This is a genomic window from Citrobacter amalonaticus (assembly GCF_002918555.1).
Classification (GTDB): Bacteria; Pseudomonadota; Gammaproteobacteria; order Enterobacterales; family Enterobacteriaceae; genus Citrobacter_C; species Citrobacter_C amalonaticus_A.
Genome location: NZ_PQMB01000009.1, coordinates 59,552 through 83,393 on the forward strand (window position 1 = coordinate 59,552; position 23,842 = coordinate 83,393).

Consider the following 23,842-nt stretch of genomic DNA (forward strand, 5'->3'; position numbering starts at 1 on the left):
TCATTTATCTCTGTCTAACAAGGATTTAATTATCATGTCTGATACCTTTTCCGTCCTGTTTAAAAACGGGATGCTGGCAGCTTACGCTGGTAATTCACAGACCCCGTTATTTCTGGTTATGCCTGGCCCCTTAAGTCGTTTTTATCTCCGTGGGAATGTGGTGGTGCATGACAGCAAAACGCAGTCCCCCCAGGAGATTTACCAGGCTGAAACGCCTGAAAGAGCGGCCATGCTGCTGAAGGCTATGCAGGATGAAAGGCAGCGCCATCATAAAGAGCAGAATAAAAGGGCACTGATATTCCTGGGGATGATACTGGTGCTTGTGCTGACGTCATTATTACTCACCTTTGCGCCGTCCATCCAGGTCACACCTGACGACCCCCGGGTTATCCGTGCTGCCAGTCTTAAAAAGGCCACCGACAGCGGTCGTTACACCATTAATTTATCCGGCGGCCGCGTACGGACGATTTATGTCTTTTCAGACCCACTCTGCCCTCACTGCCGTGAAATCGAGCCCACACTTGAGGCACTGACGCGCGATTACAACGTGGTTATCTTCCCGGTGACGCTGGTCGGGAAACAAAGCACCACTGAAGCCGTGGCACCGGTTCTTTGTGCCGCCCCGCAAAAACGCGCGCAGCTCTGGCAGTCCCTCTTTAAGACGGAGGGTGTGCAGTCCCGTTCCGCTGCGGAAACAGACGCACCGGCACAGGTCAGCTGCACGGACGGGGAACATGCTCTCGCAATCAATGACCGCGCCTTTGACTATTACCAGCTCCCGGGCACGCCACAGTTAATTGCGGATGATGGCCGGGATATCCCCTTCAGCGCCCTCACCAGTGATGACGCGCTGGACCGCTTCCTGAATGCCCCCATAAAGGAGCCTGGCAATGACCACCGGTAATACCCAGCCCGTTGATAAACAGAGAGTCAGACAGATAACACAGTCCACATGGATAGACGATTACCTGCTGGCCCCGGCCACCGTACAGGCGGGGCTTGTGGTTATTCTGGTACTGACATTCCTGCGTACCTGGATACTGCTCCCCGGCGTTTTCGCCACGTCTATCTGGCTGCTGACATTCTTCGGTCAGCTGTTCCGGATGCCGCTGCGCATGCCAAAGGATATCGGCGGTTTTGACATGACCACCGAACGCGAAAACGCACTGGAATTTAAAGGCCCGATGGGCCTTTTTCGTTTCACCCGGCGCCGACTGACATGGGAGAAATCTGCCGGCATTATGTGTCTGGGGCATGCCAGACGGCGATTCCTCGGACGGGAACTGTGGCTGACGCGTGATGACTGTCTCCGGCACATGCAGCTACTGGCCACCACCGGCTCGGGTAAAACTGAAGCGCTCCTTTCCCTGCAGCTCAACAGTCTCTGCATGGGACGGGGCATGATGTTCTCCGATGGCAAGGCAGAAACGAAACTGGCCTACGCCATCTGGTCGCTGATGCGTCGTTACGGTCAGGAGGATAATTACTATGTCCTGAACTTTCTCAACGGCGGTCGTGACCGGTTCGACGAACTTCTGGGCAACGACCGGACCCGTCCACAGTCAAACTCAATCAACTTTTTTGGCGATGCCACCGCCACCTTCATCATCCAGCTGATGGAATCCCTGTTACCGCAGGTCGGTTCAAACGAAGCCGGCTGGCAGGATAAAGCCAAACCCATGCTGTATGGTCTGGTGTATGCGCTGTATTACAAGTGCAGGAAAGACAATATCCGCCTCTCACAGTCGATGATACAGAAGCACCTGCCGCTGAAGGAAATGGCAGATCTGTATATTGAAGCGAAGCAAAACGGCTGGCACGACGAAGCCGTCAGTGCGCTGGAGGCGTATCTCAGTAATCTGGCAGGCTTTCGCATGGAACTGGTCAGCAAGTCGTCGGAGTGGGACCAGGGTGTTTATGACCAGCATGGCTTCCTGACGCAGCAGTTCTCCCGCATGCTGGCCATGTTCAACGACGTCTATGGCCACATTTTTTCTTCCGATGCCGGCGACATTGATCTCAGCGATGTGCTGCATAACGATCGCACCCTGGTCGTGCTCATTCCCGCGCTGGAATTATCCAAAAGCGAATCCGCTAACCTGGGGAAATTATACATTTCAGCAAAACGCATGGTCTACGCCCGTGACCTCGGCTACCAGCTCGAGGGGAAAAGCAAGGATGTGCTGACCAGTGCGAAGTTCTATAACCCTTTCCCCTTCATTGATGCGCATGATGAACTGGCAAGCTATTTTGCGCCTGGCATGGATGACCTCGCCGCACAGATGCGAAGTCTGGGTGTCATGCTGGTCATTTCAGCCCAGGATATCCAGCGCTTTGTGGCGCAGTTTAAGGGTGAATACCAGACAGTGAACGCCAATACGCTCGTGAAGTGGTTTATGGCCATGCAGGATGAAAAAGACACCTTTGAACTGGCCAAAGACACGGCCGGAAAGGACTACTATGCTGAACTCGGTGAGATGAAACGAACGCCCGGTACGGTCAGCAGCAGCTATGAAGAGGCCAATACCACCTATATCCGTGAGAAAAACCGGATAACGCTGGATGAACTTAAAGACCTTAATCCGGGTGAAGGGTTCATCTCCTTCAAAAGCGCTCTGGTTCCCAGCAGTGCAATCTATATCCCGGATAGTGAGAAGATATCCTCAAAACTGTCACTTCGGATCAACCGGTTCATCGATACAGGAAAGCCGACCGAGGCAGACCTGGTCGCACAGAATCCTCATCTCAGACGCCTGCTTCCTCCGTCAGAACTGGAAGTCAGTATGCTGTTACAGAGAACGGATGAAATCATCGCCGGCAGTGAAACACACACGCTACCGCCGCTCATGGACCCGATACTGGCCAGGCTGATGAAGGTCGCGCTGGATCTCGATAACCGCTGCGATATCAGCTACACCCCGACACAGCGCGGCATTCTGCTCTTTGAAGCCGCGCGCGACGTCCTGAAAAAACGCGGGAAAAAATGGTTTACCGTCAAGACGCAGCCGAACCCTCTCCGGGTGTCTGACGCAATGGCGCATCGTCTGGCCAGAAAGTCGACGGCGTTTATGTCTCAGGAGCAGTAACCCCGCCCCCACTCAGCATAAGGAAATAAAAATGTTCAGATCCCGTTCCGCACATGTCATGAGCGCATCACTCAGGTCACTGGCACTGGTTTTTCTGGCGGGTATTCCGGTCTGTACCGTGACGGCCGCTTCCATCCAGGTGGGTTTCTCTCCGGAAGGCACCGCGCAGCAGGTCGTACTGAATACCATCAACCAGTCCAGGCAGTCTGTCCGGATGATGGCATATTCTTTTACCTCGCCCGAGGTGGTAAAAGCCCTGATTAATGCCAAAAAACGCGGCGTTGACGTCAGGGTCGTTATCGATGAAAAGGGGAATACCTGCGAGAAATGCAAAGCCAGTAAATCAGCGATGAACCTGCTGGTAAATGCTGATATCCCGCTGCGCACGGTCAGTAAATACAAAATCATGCACGACAAGGTCATTATTACGGATGGCGCCAACGTTGAAACCGGCTCTTTTAATTTCAGCACCGCAGCAAATAAGTCCAATTCTGAGAACGCTATCCTCATTCAGGATGTGCCGGAGCTGGCACAGCAATATCTTCAGCACTGGCAGTCACGCTGGCAGGCGGGCCGTGACTGGAAATCGACGTATTAATATCCGGCCGCAGCAGACACAACGCGGGCTCAACTTCCAATGAATAACGCCGTCAGGACAATTATGAGCACCATAGACATTGTATTTGAATCCCGTTACAGGGGGGTCTATCACTTGTTTGGTAGTCAATTCGTTCGCTTTAGCACACAACCTCAACTACATAGCTGGAAGCTGGAGCAAGCCATCAGGGACGATATGATATGTGATGGGTTGACTGAATTTTATTACGATACTGACTCAGGGAAAGGGTATTTCATACTTCCGGGTTCGCCAATCTCGCCAGGGGGTTATCGTACACTACGATATCCATTACCCAGGATGGTGACACAAAGGACAGTCTATCGCTGGCAGGACAGGGTTCGTGATGAAACACATACGCATATCGCAACAGGCGCACATGGTTTCGAATCGCTGTGTTGCTCTGAAATGCTGGCCGAAATGGTCGAAGAAGCTAAGTTGACGACCGTTGGCAAAGTAACCTGCCCACTGTGTAAAATCATCTGGGAGGACTGCAGAGCATTTGAACCCTGTGATTTCAGCGAAACTTAAGAAATAAACAGATTAATGACCATGTTATGGCTTCATTATTATACCTGTCATCATTCACTTTTTTCGGCATATATAATGCCTGCGAAAAGTACATACAAAAAAACACTCCCTGTACCTTTGATATCGCCAATATTATTTATACCGGTCATTTTCACGTTCGCCACGCTCATTAATCCGTTGATAAAAAATCTATTTCCCTGCCACATATTTAATATATAAATGGAATAAAAATGGCTACAAATACTACTGAATTACTCGGCCACCTGGCATGGTGCGCACAGGTTGCGCTTGGCATTGCCCGCCGCGATAACATCGTCACCACTTCAGTTCAGGAACATATCTTTTTGATGAACTGGCTGACAACGGCCCAGAAAAGAAAATTATTCCCCCGGGAAATTGCCAGTGAAATTGATTATCTGGTTCGCATCGGAAAGCAACAGGGGATCATAGCGGGGCTGAGACGCAAGCTCACCTTTATCTACAAGTCCTGCTGTGAAGATATCAGCGAACAGAGTGATTTATTTCGCCTGACCTTTGCGCTGGAAGAACTCAAAAACAATGGCTGGAGAAGCCATACCCTCTCGACTGCAGACTGGAAAAAGGAATGGGAAGGCCCATTCAGTCCGGCCATCTACATTGAATTACCCGCCCTTCAGGAAGCATTCAGTGAGGAAGGAAAACAACTTAAGCCTCTGCCAGTGCGTATCACCGGAGACGCTGAGTATGCCACTCAGATGTTATCCAGACTGCTCAGTCCGTCTGTTTCCGTTTGTCCCTCCAACAATCTCCTGCTGTTGACTCCCTGATCCTCCAGTACAGTGCGCCCCCGGCGCACTAAAGCCTGACACAATCCCTGTATTCCTCTTTGTGATAAGATAGAAAAATCAACGTTCAGGTCTGTACCGATGAAGAAGAAAAACAGCACACCCACACCGCATGATGCGGCATTCCGGCAGTTTCTGGCACAGCCAGAGATAGCACGCGACTTTATGGAACTACATCTTCCGGCCGAACTGCGCGCCATCTGTGACCTCAGTACGCTGAAGCTTGAATCAGGCTCTTTTGTCGAAGATGACCTTCGCCAGTATTTCAGCGACGTGCTTTACAGCCTGGAAACGACTGAAGGGACCGGATATGTTCATGTGCTGATTGAACACCAGAGCTCGCCGGATGTTCACATGGCCTTTCGCATGACCCGCTATGCAGTCGCCGCGATGCAACGCCATCTCGATGCTGGCCATAAAAAACTGCCGCTGGTAATACCGGTATTGTTTTATGTGGGGAAACGCAGTCCGTACCCCTACTCCACCCGATGGCTGGATGAATTTGATAACCCCGAACTGGCGGGTAAAGTCTATGGCGGGGCTTATCCGCTGGTTGATGTGACCGTTATTCCGGATGATGAAATAATGAATCATCGCAGCATGGCAGCACTGACGTTGCTGCAAAAGCATATCCATCAGCGTGACATCGCCACGCTGACCGATCGTCTGGTCACGCTGTTGATGGCGGATTACCTCTCTTCACCCCAGGTGATTGCGCTGATACACTACCTACTACAGGCAGGCGAGTCAGCTGACTCCGAAGCCTTTGTTCGCGAACTGGCACAGCGTGTGCCGCAACACGGAGACGCACTCATGACCATCGCACAACAGCTTGAACAGAAAGGCATCGAGAAAGGCCGCCTTGAAGGTATCCAGATCGGCGAAGAGAAAGGCCGGAATGAAGGCAAGCTCGAAGTAGCCCGTACCATGCTGCAAAACGGTCTCGACCACAATACCGTCATGAAGATGACCGGTCTGACAGCGGAAGACCTGGACCAAATCCGCCATTAATCGGCCTGTTCCCCGGAATATAACCCCGTCGGTTCTGTACTGACGGGGTTTTCTTTACCGTGTGCCACACGTACTCTTTTGCATTAGTCTTAATTGTATTAGCTCAGACTTGACCTGACACAGCTATGGTCCGGTCCAGAGCTAAATCTAAACTGACAGGCCGCTGTGTGCCAGAAGCAGACGAACTAACAGTGCTGAAGTTCTGGCATGTGCCGTGAGAAGCTGACTGTCATGGCTCACGTTCGACCAGAGCAAAGGCGAGTGTTTATTGCAAAACTAAAATATCAGCCAACCCTATGACTATTCACAATTTTTGATGAAAAAGAATAAATTTCCTTTGATTTTGATTCATGCAAACATGTATAAATATGTAAGATAAAATGACTATAAACCAAACGGATAACAAGATATGACAGATCTCGCTCAGCTAATATCTTCGGCAGTCAAAGCATCAGGTGCTGATGACTCAATCAACAAACAATTAACAGAAGTGCTAAAAAAAGATCTAAACGACTATGTTAGTTTAGAGCGACTTAAAAACAAGTTAGAAGTTTTGTACACTTTTGAGAAAAACTATCTTGAACTTGTTAAGGCATATAAAGAAGAAATTAAGTTCGCTAGTACCTTACAAGAGGACTTGCGAAAAGAACGTTCAAAATTTTTTTCTGAGACCCTGAAAGAGGTTTCAGAGACACTCAGTGAATCTCAAGTTGATCAGTCAGTTGCTTCAAAATGGTTAAAAGAACTAGTCGATAGTTACACTAAAAGCTTAGATCTCAGTAGCAGCTTAATTGAAGAGCATACGCTTGATACTATTGGGAAAATTCGTTCTGAGGCGAAATTAAGCAAACCTAATTTATCTTCTGATAACTTAGAATGAAAAAAAGTGCTCACATAAAGGAATTAATAAATGTTTTGCATTTGGTTGGAAAATTTAAAGCCGTAGAAAATGCATTATATCGCGGTGCTATTGAATCCTTAGTGAGCACGTTTTATTTAGTTCTGCGATTAAAATTAGCAGAAGCCAAAATTACTCAAGAACCGATGAGAAAGTCACTGACTGAGCTGTTAACAGCTTTACGAGAAGCAAGAGAGGACCTGGTCTCGCGTAGTATAAATGAACACCCTCAATTATTTTCTTGTTTATTTCAATATGAGAGAAATGAGAATCTTTTATCCCTCTCTTTTGAAAGGGAATACTCTATTTTCATCAGCAATAATTTAGAAAAAATTTCTAATAATATTACTGACTTTGAAGATATTAATATGCAAAATAAACTGAAATACATTGCCAAAGAATTTGTTGGCTTCAAACATTCCAGAGGCACTTCAAATTCTTATGTTTTTTTTCTAGATGATAAAGTAAACCAAATTGGAAATATATTGTCAGTCTTTGAAAGAGACAAGGATAGAATTGAAGAAATCAATTACTTGAGACGAAAAGAACAGGTTCTTTTTGATAGATTATTCAATAAATTATTAGGAGAGCAAAATGGGCTGGTTAAGTAATGTTGGTAATGCCCTTCTTAGTTGTGTGAGTAAGCCAATTGAAGTTTTGTGTGATTGGGCTTCTGAGCCGCTTAAAACAAGATCTCATGAGAGATCTGAATCCTCACAAGACTCCGCTCACAAACGTAATATAGATACGTTAACAGCTCAATCCAGAACTGAACACGAATTCAAAACTAAAGAAATGGAGCTGAAACATCAACTAAGATCTCAAGAGAAAGAGCTTGAAGTTGATCTTGAAGTTCGTAGGGTGCGTGAAATTGAAAAAGCTGTAGCAGAAATCCAAGAATGGAAAAAAGATAAAGAGTTTGAGCGTATGGAGCGAACCACTGCTGCTATTGCCCTTTATCTTGAACAACTTACTAAGTTAAATGTAGAAACTATAAATGCCATAGGTCATATGCAACTTGAACTCAAGGAGCGAGCTCAACAACTAGTATATGACAAAACTATTCAGTATAAAGAACTTCAGGATACAGCTATTGAAGAAGCAATGAATGACTTCCTTAGGATAGAAGAAAAATTTGGTGATAATGAGAGAGCAAAGGATATTCTAATCAAAGCTGTCGATACTAAAATGGGTAATATAATAACCACATCTACTCGTTTCCTCGAAGAGTTGAACAGAGACATTGTAAATCTTAACGAGAGCATTGATAGACTAACAAATCAAGGGCAAAGATTTATCGAGAACCATTTGGAACGCTTCCACGTTTCCGATGTAAGCTCACCTTTAACACTCGCAGCAGAAAATAAAGAAAAATTAATATCTTCCAAGAGGTATAATGATTAATTTCTTAAAAGCTCCGTTTGATATGGGGCTTTTTTGCATCTCTTCTGAATTTATCTTAATTCAAGTGGTACTGATCTGCTCCCCGTTGATTAACACGCTGCAATGTTAGGCTGTGTCCCGTAACTATTTTTTGTACAGATTTAGTCTTTACGGAACGAAAGGGAAATTACCTAAAGAGATAATTTTCGACTAAAAAATAAACAAAATGAGTGTGTTTTGACAGATTAACAACCTACTATCTGCATCTTTTTAGCAGTGCAATGAGGTTAAGGGACACACCCTAGTAATGCGGCTATTTAGCTGATCAACTGCGAACTTCCGTTCTTCGCTCATTGCAGACCGTCAACTCCTGCCTGTGTGAAGAAAGCTTAGCGTAGGCTATTCTCCGTTTTCCAGGCGGCCTCTGATGTTGTCGACATCTAATAGTTTACGACTCTGAACTACCTAGCTGATCAACTGCATTTCTCCAGTCTTTAAAACCGTGAAATAATGCTACAAGCTCCTGTGATTGAGTGGTTTTTACAACAATTCCCTTTGTTGACAAGGTGTTTTTCATGAGTTTTGCATGCATCTTTAATTGTCGAACATTCAGAGGTTCATTAACGATGAAACCATCGAGGGCCAGAAGAATTTCAACGCCTTGATCCTGTAAATCAAATCGGCTTATACGTTCCATCAAAAGTTCTTTAGACATTTAGTTACCTTTAAGAACAGGCGTTAACTCATGGGGCGCAGCATTAGCCAGTCCCCCACTACGCGAAATGTAAACACCGGCATTAACCGCAGAATCACTCCGCGCCACTTTTCCAGCCGTTAGATATGAAATGCAACGCGTTTACCGGTGCATCATCAGGTATTAATTTCACGGCCTGTCACACAGCAGAATGCGGCCCTGGTGGAAGAGGTCGCTACCACAGAATCCAATGTTGAAGAACAGTCTGTGCATCTCACTCGGTCCGTGGCCACATTTCATCTGGCTAAGGATGAAGACCGGTTCGTTGCCCCACGATACATCACTAAGCAGGAAACTCCATCGGAAAAAACCTGCACCGATGAGAACTGGATATAACTAAGCCACTCAGCAGCCGCCCTGACGGGGCGTCGGCTTATTGATCGACAGTATTATGATATCCTTCCAGATGTTACCGTCGATCTTCCCGCAATATCTGTAGGGCGCATCATCGCAGACGATGAGTATTCTTTTCGGGCTTCAGCTCATCAGTTTCACGATCATCGACAGCTCTGACTCCCTGACGGGACGCCAGATACGTTTCTTCATCCACAATACGATGCGTCATCACAGGCCTGTCAGAGTGTGTTTCAGGCTTATCGTAACCAGCCATAACCCGCTGCCGTGGGTCTGTCAGCGGAAGCGGTTTTTCTCCCCCGCTGTTGAACCACGGCACGATGTTACAGGCTACACCGACAAATGCGCTGTCTCCACTGAACTGCATTTTCTCCCCGGATTTTTCTTCCGCAATCACCATTGCACCGGCGATATGCTGCCCGCCCAGAGCATATGGATCGGCAATTTCAATACGGTCACCCTTATCCTGGATTTGAACAATGCCATTCTGTTTGTACTGTATGGTTCCGTCGCGATTGACTACAGTGTCGTAACTCTGCACGTTATAGGGTTTAATATCATCGGCCACCGCACACACGATGGCATTCTCCGACAGTGCCGGAGTTAAGGCGTTGCGCTTGTAACGATAAGACCACCCACGCAAACATGAGATTGCAGCCTGATCCTGTTTAAGCGCCTGCTGTGCAACCCATTCCTGCCGGGTGAGTTTCCGATTAGTCGGGTCTTTGTAAAACGCATCCCGTTCCTGTTTGATCTGCGCCTTTAATGCCTCATATTCCTTCTGTCGTTCCGCTTCGAGAACACGGTAAACGGCTTTACGGATTAACGGATCATCAAAGATATACCGGACCTGCTCTTTCTTCCAGGCATAGCGATTGGACAACGCCTTAAACTGTTTGGTCGCTTCCGTACTTGCCATCTTCGGACGTTTGAAGCCGTTGGAGTATTTTTTATATCGGTCAAACAGTTCACGCCTCGCAGCTGCGCGTGCTTCACGTCTTGCAGCCCTCGCCCCTTCATCCCGTTTATGCAACGCCGGTTCATAACGATACATATGGATCAGGGCATCTTCGCCTGCATCATTTTCATCAAGCGTATATCGACCAATATCTTCCATTCGCTCAAACGGGCCAAGGTCATCCTCCAGGCAACTGAGCGTCAAGTCCGGATGTAAACTGCTTGCCTTAATTGGGGTTACGTTATTCTCATCGAGAGAAGATATCGCTAATCCCTTCCCTTTCTTTTCAAGCTTCAGTCCCTGCCTGACCAGAAGTTTGTGCACATCCTTCCAGGTAAGATCTTCTCTGACAATCAGCTTCTCCATATCATCCGCACACGTTCTCATGGCATAACTGTGCAGACTTTCCTGATCCGCATAATACTCCATTGCGACCGCACCCTGTGGTACAGGCGGTTCATCACGCTTCCCATTCGTGGGAGTCCAGTTGTGTTTAAGCTCGAGCTTCCTCAGCACTCTTTGCAGTTTACGAAACGTATATGAGTCATCTGCTGCTTTGTAAGTCTCTGGATGAATACGGTTGGCTGCAATATGGCAATGAATGTTATTGGTATCGGTATGAATGGCTGCAACGTACTGGTGTTCTTCCATTCCGAATTCGATGAGCGACTGCCTGACACTGTCAAAAATCTGGTCATGTGTCGGGTTATCCGTCACTGGCCATGAAAGGAAATAGTGCAGAACAGGGTCCTTACAGCGGGTGTTTTGCAAAGCAACAGCCTTCATTTCCACAGATGCCGTTGCCAGACTGAAGGTGTTCGTTTCACACATAACACCATCAAATAAAACACGCTGGCGGCCATACTCATCCGTACTAAGTATCTGCATGACGCTTTCATCACCGCTGCGGGTAATGTAATCCAGCAACCTGTTAAATATTTCATCCTTCGATTTAGGGCGTCGCCAGTCGGGATGATCAGGCTCTAGCGGAACATCAGGTTTGTCTTCATCACGAATGACAGAGTAAGCAACCAGTTTCAGGAAGCTGCTTTTACCGTCACGTCGTTTCGGAGGAATGCGCCCTATCATATTCAGCCCTGACCTACTCGCAGAAGAGCTTTCTGTAATGCAACCAGCACCTGAGAGTATTCCTTACTCAGTACGCCGTTACCTTCCTTAAAGAGATGCTTTTGCAGCCCCCCAAGACGACGCAATTCCATGATCATTTCCGTATCACACTGAGCATCGATGCGGCGCCCCAGGGCAGAACGACGCAGAAACTCACCGAGGCTTAGCCCGGCGGCTTTTGCTTTCTCCTGAATGGCTTCCTTCTCTTCCGGAAGGCAGCGAACACTGGGAAGGAGTGCTGTTCTGTTTCGCTTCTCGCTCTTGCTCATCTGTGCCTTTTCTGGCGACCTTTTTCTCGGTGTTGTCTTGGTTTTAACTGAATCGGGGTGTCGGGGCTTCGCCCTGACCAAGAGTTTTGTAGGGCCGACTGCGTGCAGGCGGTGCTACAAAACACATCTTGTCCCTTCTTTTAGTGCCGATTTGTTTATTATGCCTCGCATCGTCTGGATTGTCATTACACCATGAAGAAGTGATTTTGGTGGCAGCGGTTTATATAAAATCGGTATACTTTCAGGTACTGAAATTGCCTGAAATGTCACGGAGATTACCTGGATGATGGATAAAAAGTGGTACAGCATAGAAGACATTGAGCTGGCTAAAGCGGCCCTGAGTGAGATGCCCGATTTGACGCCAACTCGCCTGACCAAGTCGGCTGTTCTTGAACAGCTTAAAGAGCTGATTGTTGAACTCTCACTCAAAAAGGGTTATAGCGTGGAAGACATTCGAAGCGCACTGGATACTGCTGGCATTAAGGCAAGTGCGAAATCTGTTCGTGATGTTCTGAATTCCGCAAAGAAATCACCTTCGCGGACGGCAAGAAATAAAAATTCTGGCGTTAAGGCGACCGATAAATCTGCTCAGTAATAGCAGTATCCTGGCGCTTTGGGGAGCCCCCGGTGGCGGACAGGTGAAAGAGAAGCGTCACAATAGTGGCGGTTCTCTTTCGGCGGGCGGGGGATCATTTTGAACCGGTTCAATACCGGTGAAAAATGACCGGACGTAAAAAGGCGGAGGTCTGTTCCTCCGCCATTCTGATTATGATTTCAGTGCTTTCATTTTTTCCGCCATCTCCCACAGCGCTCGGTTAAGTTTGACATCACCATCGATGCCGTTAACGGCGCGTGTCCGTTGATGTTTCCCTTTCGCGTTCTTACCCCACAGACCGCCTTTCGTCATATTTTCCTGAACGCGCTGGTAGGTTGTCCAGAGATCGTCTTTATTATCTTCGTGACGGCGAACCTGCAAAATATCATCTGGTTCAAGAGGAATATGCTTTCCCTCCCCTTTATCGTCATATTTCCAGTTGAGGGCAATCTCCGCAAAAATGCGCTGTTCGTCTTTGCTGAGGCCAATCTCTTTCATCTCACCGCGTGATTCTTTGACACCATCGAAAATGTCCAGGACTTCGAAAGCTCCTTCAATGACCTGTCCGACAACATCGCCTTTATGCGGCACGCGGATTTCACCGAAAGTCTGCCCGCAGACCATGCCGTTCATGCACACGAAGCGGAACATGCCTGGGATCATCTGATAGCTGCTACTGCCATCGTGACTGTTAAGGAGAATAATTTCCGGCACTTCCTCTCCCGCAATCTCACCTTCACGGCGAAGACGCAGCATATGTTTCGTATGCTCGCGCTTTCCGGCATCGCGCGTTCGGGTCTGGCAGGCGAAAAACGGCTGGAACCCTTCTTTGCGCAGGTTATCCAGCAGAGTGATTGTCGGGATGTAGGTGTAGCGATCGCTGCGGGATTCGTGTTTTTCCCCTGAAAATACGCTGGGTACACAGCGCATAAGTTCATCATTGGTCAGCGCACGTTCTTTACGGATGACATTTGCAGAACGGAAAACAGATGATAAACGGGCCATAATTGATCTCCTTGATGGTTGCGCCTTACGGCTTCTTACTGGTGTCCCTTTTCCCGTTTCCGGATGGCGGGGAGCACGTTGCTGTGACACATGACCGCCCCGTTCCATCAGGGACGTAAACAAGGGCGATGACAAAGCCGCAGCGCAAGCGGCTGACCGGAGGGAAGACGCGCGAACGGGTGCAGGCAGCGGGCTTCAGCCTTACCTTGTTTCAGGACCGGAACGGGGTAGCGTCAGTCACAGCAAAAGTGAACACCGCTGACGACGGCAGGGAGGAAACACCAGGAGAAGCCGGTTTACCGGCTTTCATCAGCGGCCGCACAGCGGCCAGTGAGAGCCGCGTTGCCGGAACGGCAACCGAAGGCGTGTTGATCCCGCCATTTTTGGACACTCAAAGAGTGGAAATACAGCCTTAAATAAAGTGCAGAAATTGCACTTTATCGTGCATATTTTTATTCATTTTTTCAGTTAAAATAAGTGCAATATTTGCACTTATTGGATAGCTGAAATGACCGGATATGAACTGAGGTTGTGGAGGAAAGGTCTTGGATGGAGCAGTGACAGGGCTGCTGAAGAACTGGGGGTTTGCCTGCGCTCATATAAAGCATATGAGAATGCAGACCTGATCCGGCGTAACATTGCCCTGGCAACAGTCTCTCTCACTATCCGGAATCTGATCCCAGAATTCGACAGGAAGCGAATGAGTGGTAAAAAAATGCGGCAGTTGCTGGATGTCATGCTCCGGGACGCAACACACAGCACCTGAACCTGTCCGTCACACCTTCCTGACAATGGCCTCCAGTGCGCCACGGATAAAGTACACGCAGGCATCAGTTCGGGTGAACCTGAACCCATAATGCGCATGTGCTTCCTGCTCACAGGCCACATTGTAATGTGCGCTGTCAATGATACGGGTGAGGGTTTTCCGTCCTCTTTCAGACAGTGCAGTGGCGATAGTCATGACGTTAAGTGTGTTCATCTGGCTTCATTCCCGATTCTTCAGGTATGCGTCCCAGCGGGGGAAAAAGGGATTGCCAGCGAACCGGCAATCCCTTCATAAAGGCGCTTCAGGCATCCAGATTCATCAGCCCCTGAATGGCGGGGGTTTCCCCCCGCCGGGGTTAGCTACTTAGCGGATTCGTAAGCCATAAAAGCCGCCACCTCCCTGTTCGTGTCCCTGTACCGAATTTCACAGAGTGATTTACGGGTCAGGTAAGTGAATATCAGTAGCGTGAGACACACTATTAATACGCACCAGAACAGAGTGTTTCGCGGCAGTTTCATAGCCTTCTTCTCCTTGCGCGAAGCGCAGTAAGCGGCTAATCTAGATGTGTCTAGTATCAAGATTGAGCCTCGGGTTAATTGAAAAATTACTCGGGGCTTTCTTCTTTCTGCCACACAACATCTGAAACGTCATGAGGCAAAAAGCCTCAAGCGCCACCGCCATTATACCGCACTCCGTCACTGTCTGACCAGGTTTCCTGCCCTTATCGTGCTGATTTTCCGCGAAAATACGCCGGTCGGGTTTCCAGTTCCCGCTCGATAAGTTCATCGGCAAACAGTGGCGCGATCCGGTTTACGCGGCGTTCCAGATTTCGTCTGCGGGCAGCCGCTTTCCGCTCATCGCTCCAGCGTCTTACCTGCCTCTCATCCAGGAAATCCACACATACCGCATACCCGGCACCTGCCACCCAGCGGGCCATCACCGATTCAGGCGCAGGCTGCCCGGCCTCCACCACTTCCGATACCAGTTCATGCGGACCCGGACACGGTCTGTGCGGCAGCTTCCAGCGAAGCGAATAGCGCCACTTCATCCCCGGCTCCGGTCCGTCAGCTTGTTGGGTACCTGCCAGCGTTCGGCCTCGCGCACATGTGCCGGGGTTTCCCGGACAATGAACCGGATTTCATACATCACGTTGTACAGCGGCTCATCACTGTCGCGCAGCCAGTCCAGCGGCTTCAGCGAGGCAAACCGCGTCCGCCACTGCCAGAACCCCTGCGCCAGCTCCCGCGCGTCAAACTCGTCAGCCCAGCGCGAATACCAGGCATTGATGGTTTCCGGCGACTGAAAGTTAAGCTCCGTCATGGCCTGCCCCAGCAGGTTCTGGCGTAACAGCCAGCGATGCTCAAGCGCCCGGTCTTCCCGGCGCATTTTGCGGGTGAAGTCAATTTTCTCGCGCTGCATCCGGCGATCTGTCCGGGTATGTATCACCTCCGGGAACAGTTCGGCCTGCACATCCACGGAGAGCGGCAGCGGGCAATATTCCCCTTTGCTGGCAATCAGTCGTTCCAGCGCTTCCTCCACCTGTTTGAGACTGCACAGGCGGTTCTTCGGCTCCCAGTTCAGGCCAGGAATACGCTGTGCCACCGCTGTGTTAATCCGGCTGCTGCCGGTCAGCACACGCAAAAAAGTGCGCACATGTGGCAGAGAGGGCTGACGCGCCCCACGGCGGCGGGATTCTTCCACGGTCAGAATGGCCTGTAATGCCGCCTGACGGGCGGGTTTCAGGGTGACGAGGGCGCGTGAAGAGTGGATCATGCTGCACCCTCCATAGCCAGAACGCTGATGATGCTGGCCTGACTGTAACCATCGGCATCGAGGTGAGCCACCAGGCTGAGTGTATGCGTGATAACCTCCGGCGACCAGGCTGGCAGCGTGCGGATAACAGAGAACGGGCGACCGCTGACCGGAATAAAGACCACCATCCAGGACGGGCTGATATCGCCGGGGCTGCATACCGCCAGGCTGAAATTGCCGTGGGAGGGGGTGAAACGGATCTGCACCGGGAAAAAGCCACCAAACTCACTGCGGTATTCGCCGTTCAGGTCCCAGCCTGCGGGACAGGTCAGGTCACGCATCACGGCGTGGGTCAGTTCGCGGCGCAGGGCTTCGTGTCCGTCGTAGTTCATTACGCGGCCTCCGGATAAAACACATCGTTGGCGGCCGGGCGCTGCATGGCGCGCTGCACGGCGGACAGGCGCTCAATCCCGGCTTTGTGGTACTGCTCCATCAGTTCAACACCGATATAGCGGCGACCAGACTGGACGGCGGCCACGCAGGTGGAGCCGGAACCGGCAAACGGATCGAGAACAATGGCGTTCGGGTGTGTGAAGCTCTCGATCAGCGGTTGCAGGCTGGTAACAGGCTTTTCAGTCGGGTGGTGACGGTTGCCGCTGTATTTCCAGCCCAGCACGTCCGGTAACGGGTCCTGTGGCAGCGCCGGACGACCTTTCGCCAGGATATAGGCGCATTCATGGCGGTAGCCGACATAGGCCGATTTCGACGAGTAGGTTTTGGTGAAAACCAGATGCCCGACCACGCTGAACCCGGCACTTTTCCACGCGGCCATGAAACGGTCGACGCGGTTCCAGCCGTAGAAACTGACCATCAGCGCGTCTTTTTTGAGCACGCGGTACATCTCATTGCAGGCGGGTTGCAGCCATTCGTCGGTTTTGTCACCGGCAATACTGCGACCGGAACGGTCACGGAACCCGACCAGATACGGAGGATCGGTGAGGATGAAATCAACGGCGCGCTCCGGAAAGGAGGCCATAATATCGACGCAGTTACCCAGGATAAAACGGGACATGGGGATACCTCGTGGTTACAGGGGGCACCCAGGAGGACGTCGGTACGACGTCCGTTCCCTGCTGCCCGGAGCCTGTACGCCGCGACCGGTAACGGGTCAAGCTGACCGTGGAATACCGCAGCCGTCAGTTTTTTCGACGGCAAGGATATGCCGCGAAAGCGGCTTGAAGGGCGAACCTCATCATGCGAGTGGATGGCGTAAAATCACGGCGACGCCGGACAGGAGCGGAAAAGCCGCCCGTCCCGTGTCCGCCCGGTCGCGGCACACTGGCTCCGGGCAGTGGATATCCCCGCGCCACGCGCGGCATGGATGAGGAGCAACGCGACATCATTATTCCTCCCTGACGTACCGGGCAGTCGCCCTGCCCGGCATTCCGTCAGCGGGTGATATCCCGCCAGTCATTTCCCCACTCGTCGCGCAGTACCGGCGCATCCGGCGCGCCGGTCACTGTCCACGCATCGATGAACTTCAGGCCGCGCAGGATACTGTTCTCCACGTCGTCGAGCAGAACGATGCTGTTAAACCAGACGTCACCCTGTGGCCAGCGCCAGCTGTACCCTTCATGAATGGCTTTCCCGTCCTCCCACCAGTTGCGCCCCATCATCATCGCCCCCGCCTCGGCCAGTTCCGGGTTTTCAGCCGAAACCATGTGATAAACCATCATTTCCGTGTCATCGATGTCGACCCTTAATCCCACAAGCCAGGTGTTCATACGCGCTTCACCTCATTGATTGCCCACTGCAGGTGACTCCAGTTGAATCCGTCATTCGCATCATGATTGTGCTGCGCCAGCTCCATCGCCGCGTCGACTTCTGCGTCCTCAAGGGAGTCATCCAGTGCCAGAAAATCCTCAGCCAGCCAGAACGCACCACAGCAGAGCGTATCGTCCGGGTATTCAGAAAGGCGTTGTTTAAACGCAGCGACTGTCATAGTGCGTGACAGCGTGATACTGGCCGGAAAAACACTGTCGGCCACATCGTTCCAGTTCCATTCATCACTGTCCGGCACAGGCCGCTCCACAGTTTCCGTGGTCACGCCAGGCAGCCGTGATAAACGTTCCAGAATCTCCCACAGATACAGCTTCTCTCCGCTGCCATCTTCACTGCCGAGATGATGTCCGTTGATATACAACGCAAATTCGCCATTTTCCAGGTCGATACAGGTCACTCTGAACATAATATTGTCCTTACACCGTCAGGGTGAGCAGGAGGCATCACCGCGATACCGTTCCCTGCCGCACGCTGCCTGTTCGTCGAGTCCGGTAGCGGGTCAACGCCGACCGTGGAATACCGCAGCCGTCATCTTTTCGACGGTGAGGATATGCCGCGAAAGCGGCTTGAAGGGCGTACCTCATCATGGCGAGGGCATGGCGTAAATCATAACGACGCCGGGCCTGAGCGATAAATACGCCCGTCCCGTGTCCGCCCGGACGCGGCACACTGGCAGCGGGTGGCAGGCATATTCCCGAACTACCAACAGTTCTACTGCGCTCCTCCACAGGGTTATTAACCGATTCTGTGGATAACCTGACATCTGTTTTTCCAGGCAGAACAGTTACCTGACAGGAAACGGCAAAATTTCACTTGCAGGACAGGAAATATCTTAAATAATACTGTATATGCAAACAGGCATTTTAAGAGGTTGCCATGTTACTTTTTGTCTCCCCCAAACCCGAGCCGGTGCAGTCCACCGCACCACTATTCACTGAACGTTGTCCGGCAGGGTTTCCGTCGCCGGCCGCTGATTACACGGAGGAGGAACTGGACCTGAATGCCTACTGTATCCGGCGTCCGGCTGCAACCTTCTTTGTACGGGCCATAGGTGATTCAATGAAAGACATGGGTTTGCACTCCGGCGATCTGATGGTTGTCGACAAAGCCGAAAAACCGCTGCAGGGTGACATCGTCATCGCGGAAACAGACGGCGAATTTACAGTTAAACGCCTGCAGCTGAAGCCCCGTATCGCCCTGCTGCCGATGAATCCGGCTTACCCCACGCTCTATCCGGAGGAACTGCAGATTTTCGGCGTGGTGATGGCATTCATACATAAGACGCGGAGTACGAACTGATGTTTGCGCTCGCTGATGTGAATTCGTTCTATGCGAGCTGTGAAAAAGTGTTTCGTCCTGACCTGCGTAACAGGCCCGTTGTGGTGCTCAGTAACAACGATGGTTGCGTCATCGCGCGCAGTGCCGAAGCGAAACGGCTGGGTATTAAAATGGGCGTCCCCTGGTTTCAGCTGAAGCAGGCCGAATTCCCTGAGCCGGTCATCACATTCTCGAGCAATTATGAGCTCTATGCGTCTATGTCGAACAGGGTTATGTCTCACCTCGAGGAACTGGCGCCGCGGGTAGAGCAGTATTCTATTGATGAGATGTTTCTCGATATCCGCGGTATAGACAGCTGCATCGATTTTGAGGAGTACGGCCGGCAGCTGCGCGAGCACGTTCGCTCAGGAACGGGGCTGACAATTGGTGTAGGGATGGGGCCGACCAAAACGCTGGCTAAAAGTGCGCAATGGGCGTCGAAAGAGTGGCCACAGTTCGGTGGGGTGCTTGCCCTGACGTCACATAATCCGAAGCGAACGGAGAAACTGCTCACACTGCAGCCGGTGGAGGAAATCTGGGGAGTAGGTCGCAGGATCTCAAAGACGCTTAATTCGATGGGCATCATTACGGCACTGCAGCTAGCGCGCGCGAACCCTGTATTTATCAGGAAGAATTTCAACGTTGTGCTGGAGAGAACAGTCCGGGAACTCAACGGAGAAAGCTATATTTCGCTGGAACAAGCGCCTCCGCCAAAACAGCAGATTGTCTGCAGCCGGTCTTTTGGGGAGCGTGTCACGACGTATGAAGCTATGCGGCAGGCAGTCTGTCAGTACGCTGAGCGAGCAGCTGAAAAGCTGCGCGGCGAGCGGCAGTTCTGCAGGCATATATCTGTATTTGTTAAGACGTCACCGTTCGCGGTGAACGAACCGTATTACGGGAATATGACCAGTGAGAAACTGATGACTCCCACACAGGATACCAGGGACATCATAGCCGCAGCGGTGAAAGCACTGGACCGGATCTGGGTGAATGGGCATCGATATGCAAAAGCGGGTTGTATGCTCAACGATTTCTCACCAACAGGGGTGTCGCAACTGAACCTGTTCGATGATACTCAGCCCCGAAGCAACAGCAATCAGCTGATGAAAGTCGTGGACGGTATTAACCATTCAGGGCTGGGAAAAGTGTGGTTTGCGGGACGGGGAATTGCACCTGAATGGCAAATGAAGCGAGAAATGCTTTCACCAGCCTATACGACTCGCTGGTCTGAATTGCCAATAGCCAAACTATAACGAGGCAAAAACACAAGAGAACTCGTGGTGATTTCACTATGAAATAATTTTAAAAAAACCTTTATAATCAATGTAATAATCATTAAAAAAGCATGGTGAAAATAGTAAGAAAAAGGATGCCTAATGGCATCCTTTTGTTTTAATTGTTATCCCCCCGATGAAGGCAGTTTTTCAAGAATACGCTTGATAGCTTCATCAATCTCTGACTGCACTTCATTAGATATCCGTGAGAATTCATAAACAACAAGCCGCTTCTTCGAGTCTGTTTTCTTCCTTGCAAACTGGTTGCGATCAGCAAACTCTCTCAACTTCTCAGTTTCAACAGTTTTGGCAGGCCGGTCCATAAGAGCTTTGCTCTCTGCCCGAAAGACTGCCAAGATTTTGCTTTTATCAATTGCTGGATAATCAGGCAGAGCCATCAGCTTTTGCCGCACTTTATCCATTAACTCCTTCACTGACGTTTTTTTGTGATTTGCTTCTTCAGACAGTTTCAACAAAAATTGATAATCCGACAGCGAAATATCATTTATTACAGGAAATACAGAGATCATTTCGTCCGGTACTGATGCCGCCTGAAATGCCCGTGTGACTTTTGCAGAAGAGATATTTTCAGCCAGAGCGATCTCTTCTTTAGTCATACTGGTCCCATAGGTAACTTCCAGTCGTTTTCCCAGTTCACGCAGACTATGCTCTCTTGCAGTCTGTATGTCTTTTGCAAGCTGCCTTGCGTCTGCAAGATCAATATCGTCTTTTGTTACCAAAATTTCGAATTTTACGTTGTTATACATGCAGGCAGCCCGACGACGAGTACCGTCTAATATTTCAATTCGTCCGTTCACTTCCCGACCAATAGCCGGAAAGAATTGTTGAAGTTTAATCGTGCGGGAAATGTCAGTAACTGACTCGCGCGAAAGCATAGCCTGGTCACGTCCATTAACCGAAGCGTCAACGAACGTCTTTGATTCAATCTCTCCGCTTAACACTACCGTTTTGACAAATTTAGCCTGCTTACCTGATTTAAGTGTAAAGGTTTTGACATCTCCGTCACCTTCAAGCATACGGGCGAACTCTGAATTGCTATTACCCAGAACGCGCCCACGAGCTAAAACCCTTTTCATTTGGACGCTCCCCGGATGAATTCAATGCGATCAAAAACGGCTTTAGTAAAACGTTCCGCTTCGGTACGTGCTTTTTTCAGTGCCTCTGCACTGCCTGGGTACGAAACAGGGTTAGCACTAATGATGGTGTCGAAAGATTCACCACATCGTTCGAATCCGTCCAACCGTGGAAGTGACGAGTCCAGAATGTTACTTGCATACACCTCACGAGCCAGACTATGGGACGTCTCGTGATCGCGCTTACTGGTCATTTTTGACATAAATCCGATACTTGCACTCAGGCGTGGCTCCACACCTTCCTCTTCAAGACGTTCGAGCATTTCAGGCAAACGTGTTAAGTATTTAAGGGTTGAATGGAAATCAACCTGTGCCGGTGGGGTAGGGGTCAGAAGCAAATCACTCGCTGCCAGACCATTCAGAAGGAAGGGATCAAGATGAGGGCCAGTATCAATGAAGACAAAATCATAATCACCTGCGATACGGTCAATGATTGTTTTCCTGAGAACTTCAGAAGGCTTAAGACCTGGTAAATGTTCTGCAACCAAAGACTCCCATTGGCTCGCCACGAAGCCGTCATCAATAGATGCAGGGATCACATCAACGCCAGGAATAATGGTGGGCCGAATAACCGCTTCTCGCAATGTTTCAGCATCGAGATCATTCAGCATTGCCTGAGCGGCGGTTTCAAGCACAGTACCAATGCTATGAGTGTGGTCCAAAAACATGGTACTAGATGCCTGCGGATCAAGGTCTATAACCAGGATACGAAGATCATGGCGGAGCAAGTCCTGATGTACACGTAACGCGTGTGCAAGCGTTACTGTACTGACGGTTTTTGATACACCACCTTTAAGGTTTACAACGAAAATCACATAAGGATCTTTATGGATATCTCGGTATTTAGGTATCTGTCGATGAGCGTAGATATCAATAACATTCTGTATCGTCAGAGCATATTGTTCGACGTTACCAACCTGCTTTTTATTAAACACGTAGCCGCTTTCTTCCATTTCTTTTACGGCCAATTCAACTATACGACGGCTCAATTTTGGTAACTTTGCCACAGCATTTCGAGTATATGTCTGATGATATTCAGTCAGATTAAATTCTTTCCTTTGCTCCTCGATATCCCGGCTCATAGCCTGGAGTAAAGCACTTGCTCTGAGCGCTATAGTACCCACACTACCGTAATCGCGTTTCATTATTATCCCCTCAAGATGGAATCCTTGCACACTGATGGCGTAAAAGCTCACGCTATTGTACACAACAAACAGAAATGTACAACATATTACGATACGGCTTTCATTTTTTGTACGTCGCTGGTAATCTTTCACGTAGATCAAAAAGACAACTGAGGCTGTACTCTGTTCAAAACTTGCTTCTGAGTAAGGTGAAGCCCGGCGGGCGCGTCAGTCTGTCATATTTGGGTATATACAAAAGTATATTCAAATTAATTATTGCCCGGAGACTAAATTAGGACTATATTTAAACCTCTTGGTTATGTGAGGCTGCAATGAAAGTTGAAACCATTAGCTACGTGAAGAAAAATGCCGCCACGCTCGATCTTGCAGAGCCTATCCTGGTAACACAGAACGGCGTTCCGGCTTATGTGATTGAGTCCTACGATGCCCAGCAGGAGCGAGAAAGCGCCATCGCGCTTCTTAAGCTGTTAACTATTTCAGAGAAAGACAAGGCTGACGGCAACGTATTCAGCAGAGAACAACTGTTGGCGAACCTGTAATGAATGTCGTCATTCAGTACACTAAAACGGTTAAGGTCTGCATCGAAGATATAGCCAGTCATTTACGGCGCATCGAGGTAGAGCCAAAGGACGTGATCACCGCCATTATTGAGCACTTTGAAAAGAGGGTGAGAGATTTCCCGCTAGGGTGTCAGGTCTGCCCTGAATTGCTCAAAATTGGTTGTGCAAAATACCGGGAGTGCAACACACCGGATGGTTATAGGGTGCTATATTCTGTCGATGGCAAAGAAATAACCGCACATGCCATCCTTTCTCATAAGCAGGATATTAAACAATTATTATTTAAACGTCTGATTAGCATCTGAAGGAGGGGAATGACATATTAAAAAAAGCAAAAATATACAAAGCGGCAATCTCTATTGTTGCCTTATTTTCCTTTGTTTATTGGGGGCTTGATCCTGATGTTATTTGTAAGGTAATCAGTGAAACGCCTCAAACCTGCGGTTATTCTAAAGGGGGCTCAATGATGAATGCTTTTGGTTCCCTCTTCGCTTTCATGTTAAGCGCTATGGCAGCAGCAATACTTGCACTATGGGTCCGTAAAGATTGAGACTAAGTTGAGTTGACGCGATCGGACAGAAGCCCATATCTTCCATGAAAGAGCGTGCCAGCAGCCTTTT

At 49.6% G+C, this 23,842-nt stretch carries 28 protein-coding genes and 1 pseudogene; 14 read left to right on the forward strand and 15 right to left on the reverse strand.

Translation table 11 applies throughout. The annotated features are described in order from the left end of the window. Nucleotides 1–34: 34 nt before the first annotated feature. The 8 genes from C3432_RS25695 to C3432_RS25735 all read left to right on the forward strand — a co-directional run bounded on the left by C3432_RS25695 (nucleotide 35) and on the right by C3432_RS25735 (nucleotide 8,370). A complete protein-coding gene (locus tag C3432_RS25695; RefSeq protein ID WP_103780240.1) occupies nucleotides 35–904 on the forward strand; it encodes a thioredoxin fold domain-containing protein in 870 nt (289 codons plus the stop codon). Next, nucleotides 891–3,086 carry an F-type conjugative transfer protein TrbC gene (trbC, locus tag C3432_RS25700; RefSeq protein ID WP_103780242.1) on the forward strand — a complete coding sequence of 732 codons (2,196 nt, stop codon included), beginning with the start codon at nucleotides 891–893 and terminating at the stop codon, nucleotides 3,084–3,086. The genes C3432_RS25695 and trbC overlap by 14 nt, the downstream gene beginning before the upstream one ends. 58 nt (nucleotides 3,087–3,144) lie before the next feature. Then, nucleotides 3,145–3,684, forward strand: a complete 540-nt coding sequence (locus C3432_RS25705) for a phospholipase D family nuclease (RefSeq protein WP_103780443.1) — start codon at nucleotides 3,145–3,147, stop codon at nucleotides 3,682–3,684. A gap of 779 nt (nucleotides 3,685–4,463) precedes the next feature. Then, nucleotides 4,464–5,039, forward strand: a complete 576-nt coding sequence (locus C3432_RS25715; protein ID WP_103780246.1) for a DUF2913 family protein — start codon at nucleotides 4,464–4,466, stop codon at nucleotides 5,037–5,039. A gap of 99 nt (nucleotides 5,040–5,138) precedes the next feature. Beyond that, nucleotides 5,139–6,068, forward strand: a complete 930-nt coding sequence (locus C3432_RS25720; RefSeq protein WP_103780248.1) for an Rpn family recombination-promoting nuclease/putative transposase — start codon at nucleotides 5,139–5,141, stop codon at nucleotides 6,066–6,068. A gap of 409 nt (nucleotides 6,069–6,477) precedes the next feature. Further along, entirely contained in the window at nucleotides 6,478–6,948 is a 471-nt protein-coding gene (locus tag C3432_RS25725) for a hypothetical protein (protein ID WP_064547742.1), read from the forward strand. After that, complete coding sequence (locus tag C3432_RS25730; protein WP_103780250.1) at nucleotides 6,945–7,577, forward strand: hypothetical protein; 633 nt, start codon at nucleotides 6,945–6,947, stop codon at nucleotides 7,575–7,577. The genes C3432_RS25725 and C3432_RS25730 overlap by 4 nt, the downstream gene beginning before the upstream one ends. Beyond that, complete coding sequence (locus tag C3432_RS25735; RefSeq protein WP_103780252.1) at nucleotides 7,561–8,370, forward strand: hypothetical protein; 810 nt, start codon at nucleotides 7,561–7,563, stop codon at nucleotides 8,368–8,370. The genes C3432_RS25730 and C3432_RS25735 overlap by 17 nt, the downstream gene beginning before the upstream one ends. 427 nt (nucleotides 8,371–8,797) lie before the next feature. Here C3432_RS25735 and C3432_RS25740 read toward each other — a convergent pair whose 3' ends face one another. The 3 genes from C3432_RS25740 to mobA all read right to left on the reverse strand — a co-directional run bounded on the left by C3432_RS25740 (nucleotide 8,798) and on the right by mobA (nucleotide 11,812). Next, nucleotides 8,798–9,064, reverse strand: a complete 267-nt coding sequence (locus C3432_RS25740; RefSeq protein ID WP_103780255.1) for a glyoxalase superfamily protein — start codon at nucleotides 9,062–9,064, stop codon at nucleotides 8,798–8,800. Between the two features lie 484 nt (nucleotides 9,065–9,548). After that, nucleotides 9,549–11,504 carry a TraI/MobA(P) family conjugative relaxase gene (gene traI / locus C3432_RS25750; RefSeq protein ID WP_103780259.1) on the reverse strand — a complete coding sequence of 652 codons (1,956 nt, stop codon included), beginning with the start codon at nucleotides 11,502–11,504 and terminating at the stop codon, nucleotides 9,549–9,551. A 2-nt stretch (nucleotides 11,505–11,506) separates the two neighbouring features. Next, nucleotides 11,507–11,812, reverse strand: a complete 306-nt coding sequence (gene mobA, locus C3432_RS25755) for a plasmid mobilization protein MobA (protein WP_000045230.1) — start codon at nucleotides 11,810–11,812, stop codon at nucleotides 11,507–11,509. Between the two features lie 283 nt (nucleotides 11,813–12,095). On the opposite strand from mobA, the gene C3432_RS25760 reads away from it, so the two are divergent. Beyond that, a complete protein-coding gene (locus tag C3432_RS25760; RefSeq protein WP_103780261.1) occupies nucleotides 12,096–12,407 on the forward strand; it encodes a molybdopterin-guanine dinucleotide biosynthesis protein MobC in 312 nt (103 codons plus the stop codon). 171 nt (nucleotides 12,408–12,578) lie between these two features. On the opposite strand, the gene C3432_RS25765 is transcribed toward C3432_RS25760, so the two are convergent. After that, nucleotides 12,579–13,412, reverse strand: coding sequence for a DUF932 domain-containing protein (locus C3432_RS25765; protein ID WP_103780263.1), 834 nt, complete (start codon nucleotides 13,410–13,412; stop codon nucleotides 12,579–12,581). Nucleotides 13,413–13,540: 128 nt separating this feature from the next. On the opposite strand from C3432_RS25765, the gene C3432_RS25770 reads away from it, so the two are divergent. After that, complete coding sequence (locus tag C3432_RS25770) at nucleotides 13,541–13,828, forward strand: hypothetical protein (RefSeq protein WP_103780266.1); 288 nt, start codon at nucleotides 13,541–13,543, stop codon at nucleotides 13,826–13,828. A 359-nt stretch (nucleotides 13,829–14,187) separates the two neighbouring features. On the opposite strand, the gene C3432_RS25780 is transcribed toward C3432_RS25770, so the two are convergent. From C3432_RS25780 to C3432_RS25815, 9 genes and pseudogenes are all read right to left on the reverse strand, one after another. After that, nucleotides 14,188–14,391 carry a hypothetical protein gene (locus C3432_RS25780; protein WP_146050976.1) on the reverse strand — a complete coding sequence of 68 codons (204 nt, stop codon included), beginning with the start codon at nucleotides 14,389–14,391 and terminating at the stop codon, nucleotides 14,188–14,190. Between the two features lie 146 nt (nucleotides 14,392–14,537). Next, nucleotides 14,538–14,657, reverse strand: coding sequence for a type I toxin-antitoxin system Hok family toxin (locus tag C3432_RS25785; protein ID WP_223156217.1), 120 nt, complete (start codon nucleotides 14,655–14,657; stop codon nucleotides 14,538–14,540). Further along, nucleotides 14,614–14,736, reverse strand: coding sequence for a DUF5431 family protein (locus tag C3432_RS28500; protein WP_223156218.1), 123 nt, complete (start codon nucleotides 14,734–14,736; stop codon nucleotides 14,614–14,616). The genes C3432_RS25785 and C3432_RS28500 overlap by 44 nt, the downstream gene beginning before the upstream one ends. Before the next feature lie 163 nt (nucleotides 14,737–14,899). Next, entirely contained in the window at nucleotides 14,900–15,226 is a 327-nt protein-coding gene (locus tag C3432_RS25790; protein WP_103780272.1) for a theronine dehydrogenase, read from the reverse strand. Further along, on the reverse strand, nucleotides 15,223–15,951 hold the full coding sequence (locus C3432_RS25795) for a plasmid SOS inhibition protein A (RefSeq protein ID WP_103780274.1): 729 nt from the start codon (nucleotides 15,949–15,951) through the stop codon (nucleotides 15,223–15,225). The genes C3432_RS25790 and C3432_RS25795 overlap by 4 nt, the downstream gene beginning before the upstream one ends. Beyond that, nucleotides 15,948–16,313: pseudogene (gene psiB, locus C3432_RS25800) on the reverse strand (conjugation system SOS inhibitor PsiB); the annotation flags it as partial. The pseudogene psiB and the gene C3432_RS25795, both read right to left, overlap by 4 nt. An 8-nt stretch (nucleotides 16,314–16,321) precedes the next feature. Then, nucleotides 16,322–17,002, reverse strand: a complete 681-nt coding sequence (locus C3432_RS25805) for a DNA methylase (protein WP_103780279.1) — start codon at nucleotides 17,000–17,002, stop codon at nucleotides 16,322–16,324. A gap of 376 nt (nucleotides 17,003–17,378) precedes the next feature. After that, entirely contained in the window at nucleotides 17,379–17,714 is a 336-nt protein-coding gene (locus C3432_RS25810; RefSeq protein WP_103780281.1) for a hypothetical protein, read from the reverse strand. Further along, nucleotides 17,711–18,178, reverse strand: coding sequence for a hypothetical protein (locus C3432_RS25815; RefSeq protein WP_103780283.1), 468 nt, complete (start codon nucleotides 18,176–18,178; stop codon nucleotides 17,711–17,713). Before C3432_RS25815 ends, C3432_RS25810 begins: the two co-directional genes overlap by 4 nt. Before the next feature lie 470 nt (nucleotides 18,179–18,648). Here C3432_RS25815 and umuD point away from each other — a divergent pair, with 470 nt between their 5' ends. Continuing rightward, on the forward strand, nucleotides 18,649–19,071 hold the full coding sequence (umuD, locus tag C3432_RS25820) for a translesion error-prone DNA polymerase V autoproteolytic subunit (protein WP_103780286.1): 423 nt from the start codon (nucleotides 18,649–18,651) through the stop codon (nucleotides 19,069–19,071). Continuing rightward, nucleotides 19,071–20,342, forward strand: a complete 1,272-nt coding sequence (locus C3432_RS25825) for a Y-family DNA polymerase (RefSeq protein WP_103780288.1) — start codon at nucleotides 19,071–19,073, stop codon at nucleotides 20,340–20,342. Before umuD ends, C3432_RS25825 begins: the two co-directional genes overlap by 1 nt. Before the next feature lie 146 nt (nucleotides 20,343–20,488). Here C3432_RS25825 and C3432_RS25830 read toward each other — a convergent pair whose 3' ends face one another. Both C3432_RS25830 and C3432_RS25835 read right to left on the reverse strand, forming a co-directional pair. Further along, entirely contained in the window at nucleotides 20,489–21,460 is a 972-nt protein-coding gene (locus tag C3432_RS25830) for a ParB family protein (protein ID WP_103780290.1), read from the reverse strand. Beyond that, the gene (locus tag C3432_RS25835) at nucleotides 21,457–22,662 is read right to left on the reverse strand and encodes an AAA family ATPase (protein ID WP_103780293.1); all 1,206 of its coding nucleotides are present in this window, start codon (nucleotides 22,660–22,662) and stop codon (nucleotides 21,457–21,459) included. Before C3432_RS25835 ends, C3432_RS25830 begins: the two co-directional genes overlap by 4 nt. Before the next feature lie 311 nt (nucleotides 22,663–22,973). On the opposite strand from C3432_RS25835, the gene C3432_RS25840 reads away from it, so the two are divergent. Together C3432_RS25840 and C3432_RS25845 are read left to right on the forward strand one after the other, a co-directional pair. Beyond that, the gene (locus C3432_RS25840; protein WP_103780295.1) at nucleotides 22,974–23,201 is read left to right on the forward strand and encodes a type II toxin-antitoxin system Phd/YefM family antitoxin; all 228 of its coding nucleotides are present in this window, start codon (nucleotides 22,974–22,976) and stop codon (nucleotides 23,199–23,201) included. Next, entirely contained in the window at nucleotides 23,201–23,527 is a 327-nt protein-coding gene (locus C3432_RS25845; RefSeq protein ID WP_103780298.1) for a type II toxin-antitoxin system RelE/ParE family toxin, read from the forward strand. Before C3432_RS25840 ends, C3432_RS25845 begins: the two co-directional genes overlap by 1 nt. The last annotated feature ends 315 nt before the right edge of the window (nucleotides 23,528–23,842 follow it).